The sequence below is a fragment of the Streptomyces sp. YS-3 genome (assembly GCF_045257485.1).
Lineage (GTDB): Bacteria > Actinomycetota > Actinomycetes > Streptomycetales > Streptomycetaceae > Streptomyces.
This window is the reverse complement of record NZ_JBJHPC010000447.1, coordinates 1-5,958: the sequence shown is the minus strand read 5'-3', so window position 1 is coordinate 5,958 and position 5,958 is coordinate 1. Positions and strand designations below refer to the sequence as shown.

Here is a 5,958-nt window from a genome sequence, read left to right as displayed (position 1 = left end):
GGGGTGGGGTTGTCACGGTGTCCTCCGTGCTCGTTCGCGGGCCCAGCCGTAGGCCGCGCTTGCTGCGGCGGCCGGCGCCATGCTGCTGCGTCCTGGGATCCGCTGCCGCCGTCCGGGGGCGATCGGATCGCCCAGGTTGGTCCGGGTCTGGACGGTGAGCTGGCGGGCCGAGAGGTCGGCGAGAGATGCCTGCAGTTGGGCGGGGGCCTGGGTGAGGACGCTGAGCAGGTGCAGGCCCGCCTGGGCGGCTTGTTCTTCGGTGAGGGTGTCCAGCAGCAGGTCGCGCATGATGGTGGTAAGTGTTCGGCGCAGCGCGGTGGACAGTTTCAGTTTGGGGTAGAGGCAGCGCACGGATCCTTCGATGTTGGCGACGGATTTCCCCACCACCGAGACGAGCGGGGTGATCTGGATGCCGCGGTGGGAGGAGTAGCGCAGCAGGGTCATGAGGGCGACCCCGAAGTTGAGTTCGGCCAGGGTGGCATCCGTCCAGTGCGGGACGATGCGGGTGAGGTCGCCGATGAAGGCCGAGACGTTGCTCCAGGGGGTGGCGGTGCCCAGGTTGACCCATTGTCTGGCCATGGCGGTGCCGTCGTTGTGGGCCATCGCCATGAAGGTGCCCAGGATGGCGGCGCTGGTGGTGCGGTCGAGGCGTCCGACCATGCCCCAGTCGATGAGGTGTGCTTTGCCGTCGGGGCTGATGATGATGTTTCCCGGGTGCGGGTCGGCGTGGAATTTTCTTTCCAGGAAGTAGCAGCGGAACATGAACTGGATGAGCTGGTAGGAGATTTCTTTCCGTTGCTTTTTGCTGAGGTCGTCGCTCTTCACCCGGTTGATGGGCACGCCATCCGCGAAGGTCTGTACCAGAACGCGGGGTGTGGCGGTGATGACTTTGGGTACTCGTACCCGTTTGAAGCCTCGGGCGGCTTTCCTGGCGTCCTTCATGTTGCGGGCCTCGCGGGTGAAGTCCAGTTCGTCTTCCATGACGGTGAACAGGACTTCCAGCATGGCCCCGACATCGACGACTTCGTTGAAATGCGGTGCCGCTTTCGCTATCAGCCGGGCCACCCTTTTCAGGACCGTCATGTCGCCGAGCACCGCCGCGGAGGCGCCTGGGCGCTGCACTTTGATGACGCAGGGGGTGCCGTCGGCGGTGACGGCCTTGTAGACCTGGGCCAGGGAGGCGGCGCCCAGGGGCTGTTCGGTATGGATCTCGGTGAACTGCTGCCGCCAGTCGGCGCCGAGGCTGTCTTCAAGGACGGGTGCGAAGCGGGAGAACGGCTCGACGTTGGCGTGGTCGTTGAGGTTTTCCAGTTCGTCCCGGATGTACTGGGGTACGAAGTCGGGGCGGGTGGCGAGGATCTGGCCGACTTTCACATACAGCGGGCCCAGTTCCTCCAGGGTCCGGCGCAGTCCCTGCGCCCGGGCGGCTTTGAGGTCCTCGGCCTGCGGGACGTCGGGCCGGCCACGCCGGGCGCTGAGTGTGTTCAGGGTGCGGCCTGCTTCGCCGGCGAAGGACCGGGACATAATGCGGACGGTGCGGCGGGTACGCCCGTGGGGCATGCATGCTCCTGGTCCCTCGCGCTGCCTGGAAGGGGGATGGGCGGGGCCCGCTAGGTGGCGAGTTCCCTCTCCTTGTGGTCCTTGGCCACGACGGTGGTGAGAGTGGAGACCTGCTGGGTGAGCTGGCCGATCTGGCCGGCGAGGGCGCGGATCTGGCGCTGGTTCCTCTTCGCCCGCTTCTTGCTCTTCGACTTCTTCCGCTTCTTGGTGCCCAGGCCCTTGCGGATGACCCGCCGGGTGTCCTTGTCCATGCGCTCGCTGTTGCGGACCAGCCTGTCGAGGTAGTTCTTCCTCGCCATAACTCGCTCCTCCTTCTGGTTGCTTAGGGCGTGGTGCTGTTGCGTTCTGCCGCAGGGGCACCTGGGCGGACTGGGCAGGGGGTGTTCCGCCCAGGTGCGCTCACTGCCGCCCTGGTGCACGGGCGGGGCGCCATGAAGGCTGCCCGCTTGCGGGGCGGAGCTGGGGGCTGCAGGTGGTGCGTCCGCCCGTCACCGCGCACGGCAGTGGGCAGTGCACTGTGCATAAACGTGCGGCATAAGGGGGCGTCGGAAATGCTCGGGATAAAGGCTTCGGACGCATCTCGCAGTATGTGCGAGGGGCGGCTGTGAACGGATCCGGCGCTCTCCCGCCGGCCCTTTGACGTTAACGCCGTGTCGTGGCGGGCTGTCAAGGGGCCGCCCCTATGCAGTGAGGGGTATAAAGGAATTGGCCTGATATTCGCAGTCTTCCGGGGCGGGCCGGTTCGGGGCTGATGAGCACGGGCGTCCATCACATTCCCTCGCGACGCAGGAGGCAGGGGCTGCCCGGTGCTGCACCATGCCGCTGCGTATGCACGGTGTTTCCGGCACACCGGGGGTGCGTGAGAAATGCGGGGCACGAAGCGGGACGCTGTGCGGCAGTGAGTCTTCGAGCAGCGTTTTCCGGCTATAGCGCCCGGCGTGCAAGGGTGTCCGCATTCTGTTTCCGGAGCGCGGGGGCTGGTATTTCTTTCTTTCCGCGCTCTCTGCACGCTCTTCGCACTCCTTCCCGTACCGAAATTCCGGACTGCGGTCTCCCTTCGTGGGGTAATCGGCTGTTCGCTATCCATCGTCCGCAGGAAAAGCGGCGCGTCGCGGGGGCAACCGGGGCGCATCGGAGCAGGCACACCGTGGGCGGTGGCGTGCGGCCCCGGCGGGTGTGTAACGCCCCGCCAGAGCGGACTGGACACCAGTGAAGGAGAGGACCGCTGATGACGAACGAAAGCCGTGAAGCGACCGATGAGCCGATTGCGGTGGTGGGCGCAGGATGCCGCTACCCCGGCGGGGCCAACTCGCTGGAGGCACTGGGCCGGCTGCTGGCAGAGGGCCGTGAAGCGGTGCGCGAGGTGCCCGCCGACCGGTGGACGCAAGAACAACTGGCGGTGCTGGCCCAGCCAGTGGCCCAGCGGATGCGCTACGGCTGCTTCCTCGACGGCGACATCTACGCCTACGAGCCCGAGTTCTTCGGGATCAACAAGCAGGAGGCGGCGTGGGTGGACCCGCAGCACCGGCTTTTGTGGGAGGTGTCGTGGGAGGCGCTGGAGCACGCGGGCATCCCTCCACTGCACCTGAAGGGCTCACAGACACAGACCGGCCTGTTCTTCGGGATCTACACCCACGACTACGAAGTGCGCACCCAGCGCCCCCTGAAGTTGGGAGACGACCCCTACGCCCTGTACACCGGGTTAGCCAGCGTCGGCCCGGGACGCCTGGCCTACCTGCTGGACATCCGCGGCCCGAACATCGTCCTGGATGCGCAGTGCGCCTCCAGCCTGACCGCTGTGCACGTCGCCTGCCAGAGTCTGCGGGCAGGGGAGTGTGACCTGGCGCTGTCGGGCGGGGTGAGCCTGAACCTGGTGCCGGAGACCGCCGCCAATCTCGCGCGCTGGTCGATGTTTTCTCCCACCGGCCGCTCCCGGGCCTTCGACGCCGATGCCGACGGCTACCTACGTGCCGAGGGCTGCGGCGTGGTCGTGCTCAAGCGGCAGAGTGACGCCGTCCGCGACGGCGACCAGGTCCTGGCCGTGCTGCGGGGCTCCGCGATCAACCAGAACGGGCACGGCACCCGGTTCAGCGCGCCGTCCGCGCCGCCCCAGACGGCCCTGGCCCGTGAGGCGTTGCGCCGCGCCGGCGTAGAGCCGGGGGACGTCGGCATGATCGAGGCACACGGGACCGGCACGGCGGTCGGGGACCCCATCGAGTTCGCCGCACTCGCCTCCGTCTACGGGCAGGGCCAGGCCCGGTGCGCACTCGGCTCGGTCAAAACCAACATCGGTCACGCTGAGCCCGCCTCCGGGGTGGCCGGGCTGCTCAAAGCGATCCTCGCGGTGCGCTCGGGCACCATTCCGGCGTCGCTGCACTTCACGCGGTGGAACCCGCAGATCGACGCAGACTCCACCCGCCTGTTCGTGCCGACGCAGCCAGTGCCGTGGCCGGTACCGGGCCCGACCCGGCTGGCCGCGGTCTCCTCGTTCGGGATCAGCGGCGCCAACGCCCACGTGATCGTCGAACAGGCCCCAGTATCCCTTGCTCGGAGCGCGGCCGGCGAAGTGGGACAGCGGGACAGTTCCGGTGTGCCGCGGGTGTTCCCCCTCTCCGGCGGGACGGCGGCGGGCGTCCGGGCCGGCGCCACCCGCCTGGCCGACTGGGTGGAACAGCACGGCGAGGGCACGCCGCTTGAGGACATCGCCTACACGCTCACCGTCCGCCGTTCACACCTGCGCCGTCGCGCCGCAGTGGTGGCCGGCAGCGCCAAGGAGCTCGCGGACAAGCTGCGCTCCCTGGCCCAGAACGAGACGGTGGACGGCGTGGTCGAGGCGACGGCGCTCCAAGATGCCGGTCCTGGACCGGTGTGGATGTTCTCCGGGCACGGCTCGCAGTGGGCGGGCATGGGCCGGGACCTGCTCGACGTCGATGCGGCGTTCACCCGGGTGATCGATGACCTGGAGCCGCTGGTGGCCGCCGAGTCCGGATTCTCCCTGCGAAAGACGCTGGGCTCCCCCGCAGAGGTGACCGGCTTCGACCGGGTGCAGCCCACCCTGTTCGCGGTGCAGTTGGGCATCGCCGCGATGTGGCGGGCCCACGGCATCAGCCCGGCCGCCGTGGTCGGCCATTCCATGGGCGAGGTAGCCGCAGCTGTGACGGCGGGCGCCCTGGACCTGGCGGACGGGGCCCGGGTGATCTGCCGCCGCTCCGGCCTCGCCCTGCGCACCGGAGACACAGGCCGGATGGCCTCCGTCGCCCTGCCCCGCGAGCAGGTCGAGCACGACCTCGCCGAGCAGGGCGCGGACAGCGTCGACGTCGCGGTGATCGCATCCCCCGCCTCCACTGTGGTGGGCGGAGATGCCGCGCAGGTGGCTGAGATGGTCGCCTACTGGCAGGCCCGCGATGTGTTCGCCCGGCTGGTGAACGTGGACGTCGCCTCCCACACGCGGCACATGGACATCATCCTGGACGACCTGCGCGAAGCCCTGCAGGACGTGGTGGCCCAGCCGCCGACAGTGCCGTTCTACACCACCGTGCGCAAGGACCCGCGCGCCGACATCATGGTGGACGCCGCCTACTGGGCGGCCAACCAGCGCGAACCGGTGCAGTTCGCCGCAGCCGTGCGGGCGCTGGCCGCGGATGGCTACCGGGTGTTCATGGAAATCTCCCCCCACCCGCTGCTGGGGCACGCCCTGCGCGAAACCCTCACCGACGCCGGGATCAACGACACCGCCTTCATCGCCTCCCTGCGCCGCAACGCCGGCATCCCGGCCGTCTTGGCAACCGGTCTCGCCGAACTGCACTGCGCCGGCCACCCCGTTGCGTGGGAGCGCCTGTATCCGCACGGTGAGCTGGCCGACGTGCCCCCCACCTCCTGGGAGCGCGAGCACTATGAGATCGCGCGCCTCACCCCGCCCAGGGTGCACCCGCTGACCGGCCCGTATCTGGCCGACCCGGGGCAGGACGGCACCCATTACTGGCAGAACGTCCTGGACACCGCTGACCTGCCGTGGCTGGAGGATCACCGTGTGGACGGCACCGCCGTGCTGCCCGCCACCGCCATGTGCGAGATGGCCCTGGCCGCCGCCACCGACCTGTTCGCGGCCCCACCGTCCGCCGTGTGCGTGCAGGACCTCGAACTGCGCAACGTCCTGCCGCTGACCGAACCCGTCACGGTGACCGCGCACGCCACCACCACCGGAGCCGACAGCGCCCTATGGGAGCTGAGTGTGCCCGGCGCCGACGCCAGCAGCAGGACTGTGCACGCTACCGCCCGCCTGTCCCACCATCCCGCCGCCACCCCCGCGCCCGCCGACATGGACAGGCTGCGCGCCGAGCACACACAGAAGGAGTCCGCCGACGAGCTGTACGCACGCGTACGCGAACACCTCCGGGT

The 5,958-nt window shown here is 69.1% G+C and carries 3 protein-coding genes; 1 reads left to right on the top strand and 2 read right to left on the bottom strand.

All coding sequences use genetic code 11. The annotated features are described in order from the left end of the window. Positions 1–12: 12 nt before the first annotated feature. Complete coding sequence (locus ACJA3G_RS27745; RefSeq protein WP_406555775.1) at positions 13–1,560, bottom strand: ABC1 kinase family protein; 1,548 nt, start codon at positions 1,558–1,560, stop codon at positions 13–15. Positions 1,561–1,610: 50 nt separating this feature from the next. Next, positions 1,611–1,859, bottom strand: coding sequence for a hypothetical protein (locus tag ACJA3G_RS27740; protein ID WP_406555774.1), 249 nt, complete (start codon positions 1,857–1,859; stop codon positions 1,611–1,613). A 929-nt stretch (positions 1,860–2,788) separates the two neighbouring features. Between ACJA3G_RS27740 and ACJA3G_RS27735 the strand changes: the two genes are divergently transcribed. After that, positions 2,789–5,958: type I polyketide synthase (locus ACJA3G_RS27735; protein ID WP_406555773.1), on the top strand; the 3,170-nt coding region annotated here is incomplete at its 3' end.